Genomic DNA, 3,702 nt, shown 5'->3' on the forward strand with positions numbered 1-3,702 from the left:
CTTATTGATATTATAGAAAAGATTAAATTTTATATTGAATACTTTAGCAATAAAAATAATATTTTTTATGAATATAAAAATAATTCTTTTTATAATACTGTAATTAGGTATAGCTCTACTATAATAGAATTTATAGATTTTATTTGCGAAATTAATTTAATAGACTATAATTATAAGAATACTATTAATATATATCATAAAAATTATAGTCAATTATATGAATTAGCAGATATATCTGATATTAAGCTATCTAAAGCTCTTTTAACATATTATATAAAAGAAGAAGGGGTTTGTAATGGATTAATTGCAAGCGCTATATATTATAATGTATTTGAAAAAGTACTATATAATATATTACCTTATTTAGCTTGGGAGAAGATAATTGATAAATTAGGTAATAAAATAATTGAATTTGAAACAATATCTACTGATGAAAGAAAACATAGATGGTTTAGTGCTAAAAAGAAAAATAATTTTATAGTCATAGATTGTGCTAATAAAAATACTCCATCTTGTAAACTTACTAAAAAAAGAAAATTAGTTTTTAAAGATTTTGAAAAATCATATTATCTATATTTAAAGATACAAAAAGGCGAAACAATTAGTAATTCTGAAAAAAAATCAACTATTAATAAAAGTTATTTTTTTTCATTAATTTATACTTTGTTATAAAAAATAACAACTTCTATATTTTAATAGAGGTTGTTATTTTTTATAAAAATATTAGATTATATTTACATAGTATTCTTTAAGATTTAATAATATTGATTCATCAGGTAATTCTTCAGTAATTATTTCATAAAAATCAAGTAAATTAGAAAATTTAAATGAACCATTCTTTTTGAATTTTTCATTTAAAGAAAGTAAAAACAATTTATCTGAAATTTGTGTAATTGCTTTCTTAGTTGCAGCATCTTCTGAAAGTGAAGTGCTTATAGTACCGTCTCTAAGATCAATTCCTGTACAACCCATAAATGCTTTGTTACATCTATAATTATTTATTTGTTCTATAGAATGAGAACCTATGCTACCACCAACATATGAGTTATAATCTCCGCCAATAAAAATAAATTTTGTAATAGTATCAGGTGTTATTAAAGATGCTATCTCAAACATATTAGTAATTACAGTTAATTGTTTATTATCTTCTACTATTAATTTTGCTATCATAAAAGAAGTAGTTGATGCATCTAGAAAAATGGTATCATTATCTGCTAACCTTTCAAATGCTTTTTTTGCAATTATAATTTTTAATTCCATATTTTCACTTATACGATTATTAAAACTTTTTATCTTAATAGGATTATTATCTATAGTAATAGCACCACCGTAAGTTCTACGAAGCAAATTCTTTCTCTCTAATACTTTTAGATCTTTTCTTATCATGCTTTCACTAACATTAAACTCTTTACTTAAATCTTTTACAAGAATTTTACCATTTTGATCTAATAATTCTAATATATATTTATGACGCTCTTCAGTAAACATTTCATATCTCCTTCTTTTTTCCTATTTATTCTCATTGTATTCTATTTAAAAAAAGAAGTCAATTGACAACAAGGAAAAAGTGAGATAAAATAGGCATAACTAGGAATGGAGGGGATTTAATGAAAAAAGCTGTATTTTTTGATATTGATGGAACATTATTAGATTATTTTGGAGGAATAGTTGATATTACTCCTACTGTAAAGAAAGCAATTAGATCTTTACAAAAAGAAGGTCACTATGTTTTTATTTCAACAGGAAGACCATATGCATTTTTAAGTAAATCTATATTAGATTTTGGATTTGATGGATTTATTTTAGCTAATGGTGCTCATGTAATTATAAATAATGAAACAATTCATAGCGATCATATTGAAATTGAATTTATTAATAATTTAACACGTGAATTAGACGAGCTTAATATACAATACATATTAGAAGGTGAATATTACTCATATATGAATAAAAACTTCAAAGACTTCTATGATTTTTATGATTCAGTAGGTGTTTCTAAGCATCTAATAAAAGATGAGTTTTCATTAGATGAAATTAAAACATTTAAAATTGAAATGCTGTGCCCAAATGATGATGTTGCAAAATCATGTTTAGAAATTGTTCAAAGAAATAAAGATTATGATTATGTTAATAGCATTGCCATAAAATCTTTTGAATTATACTCAAAGAAGAATACAAAAGCTACGGGAATACTTAAAATTTTAGAGTACTTAGATATTAATATTGAAAATAGTTATGCTTTTGGAGATGGAAAAAATGATATAGAAATGCTTTCTACTGTAGGATGTGGTATAGCTATGGGAAACGCAGAGGATGAAGTAAAAAAATATGCACATAAAATTACAGATGAAGTACATAAAGATGGTGTTGCAACAGGAATACAAAAATATATTCTAAAATACTAAAATACTAAAGTACTTATATTATTTTATTAATTCTAAAATAATATAAGTACTTTTTATTATATTTTTTATAAGTCCCATAAAACTTCCGAAGGCATAACCTCTAATATATTATATAATATATCAACTATAGTTTCTTTTTTAACGTTTCCTGATGATAATAACTGCTTAAACTTTCTACTTCCTTTTTCTCCTTGGAATAAACTTTGTAATGGAGCAGCTAACGCATGTACATTACTCCCTTTTTCAATTTCTTCAACTACATAAGGAATATAAGATTTAATAATTTCTCCTCGAGAAATTGATTTGATATTTATATATTCTTCATTAAGCTTATGTAAATTTGCTAATAGATAACAATCTTCATAGGAAGCCCTTCCTATCATAACTCCATCAACCTTTGTTAATGCATCTTTTATATTTTCTAAACTCTTAAATCCACCATTTATCTCTATATTTAAATAACTAAAATCTTTTTTCAATTTATAAACCATATCATAATCAAGTAGAGGAACTTCTCTATTGTCTTTAGGACTAAGGCCTTTTAATATAGCGGAACGAGCATGAACAGTATATCTATCTGGTTTCGCTTTAGATACTGTATTTAAAAATTCTAATAAGTCTTCATATCCATTCATTATAATCTTTTTTGTATTGTCATATAATACACCAGTACCATCAATTCCTATTCTATGTTTTATTGTTACAGGTTTATTCGTTGCTTCTTTCATTGCTGAAATTATTTCATAAACTAAATCTTTATCAGACATTAAAGCTGCTCCCATTAGATTTCCTGATACTCTATCAGAAGGGCAACCACAATTTAAATTAATTTCTGTATAGTTATATTTTTCAGCAAGCTTAACAGCTTTATAAGCATCCTCTGAACTTGCAGCTGCTATTTGAAGAGCAACAGGTCCTTCATCTTCTCTAAAATATAGAATTTTATCTAAATCACCATTAATTATTGCTTGTGCTGTTACCATCTCTGAATAAAGAAGTGCATCTTTATTCATAATTCTACAAAAATACCTAAAATGTCTATGTGATTTATCAACCATAGGAGCAATACTTATTTTAGGTGTTTTTATATTTGAAATATACTTTTCCATCTTTTGTATCCTTTCATTTATATAAATTATTATGTTTTATTATAGCATATAAAACTCTAATTATTTATGTAACTAAGAATAAACATGAACTAATTATAATTTTTACACTTCAAAGTTTGAAAGCAAATATGTTATATTAATTTATATAAATTAATATAACATATAGATTTTATTACCAATTTAAGTGT

General features: G+C 24.2%; 4 protein-coding genes. 2 read left to right on the forward strand and 2 right to left on the reverse strand.

What is annotated here, in order from left to right; genetic code table 11:
- Positions 1–672, forward strand: a 672-nt coding sequence (locus tag I4V51_RS20430; protein ID WP_243281590.1) for a DUF6508 domain-containing protein, incomplete at its 5' end; no start/stop codon positions are given.
- A 51-nt stretch (positions 673–723) separates the two neighbouring features.
- Here the strand turns inward: I4V51_RS20430 and I4V51_RS20435 are convergent.
- Positions 724–1,488 carry a DeoR/GlpR family DNA-binding transcription regulator gene (locus tag I4V51_RS20435; RefSeq protein ID WP_195990279.1) on the reverse strand — a complete coding sequence of 255 codons (765 nt, stop codon included), beginning with the start codon at positions 1,486–1,488 and terminating at the stop codon, positions 724–726.
- Between the two features lie 119 nt (positions 1,489–1,607).
- On the opposite strand from I4V51_RS20435, the gene I4V51_RS20440 reads away from it, so the two are divergent.
- Entirely contained in the window at positions 1,608–2,405 is a 798-nt protein-coding gene (locus I4V51_RS20440; protein ID WP_195990280.1) for an HAD family hydrolase, read from the forward strand.
- Between the two features lie 65 nt (positions 2,406–2,470).
- Here I4V51_RS20440 and dusA read toward each other — a convergent pair whose 3' ends face one another.
- Complete coding sequence (gene dusA, locus I4V51_RS20445; RefSeq protein WP_195990281.1) at positions 2,471–3,514, reverse strand: tRNA dihydrouridine(20/20a) synthase DusA; 1,044 nt, start codon at positions 3,512–3,514, stop codon at positions 2,471–2,473.
- Between the last annotated feature and the right edge of the window lie 188 nt (positions 3,515–3,702).

It is taken from the genome of Clostridium sp. D53t1_180928_C8 (assembly GCF_015667795.1).
GTDB lineage: Bacteria > Bacillota > Clostridia > Clostridiales > Clostridiaceae > Clostridium.

Bases quoted from the DNA above. Each gene is read 5' to 3' on its own strand.
- I4V51_RS20435 (WP_195990279.1), bottom strand. From the start codon at position 1,488: ATGTTTACTGAAGAGCGTCATAAATATATATTAGAATTATTAGATCAA.
- dusA (WP_195990281.1), bottom strand. From the start codon at position 3,514: ATGGAAAAGTATATTTCAAATATAAAAACACCTAAAATAAGTATTGCT.
- I4V51_RS20440 (WP_195990280.1), top strand. From the start codon at position 1,608: ATGAAAAAAGCTGTATTTTTTGATATTGATGGAACATTATTAGATTAT.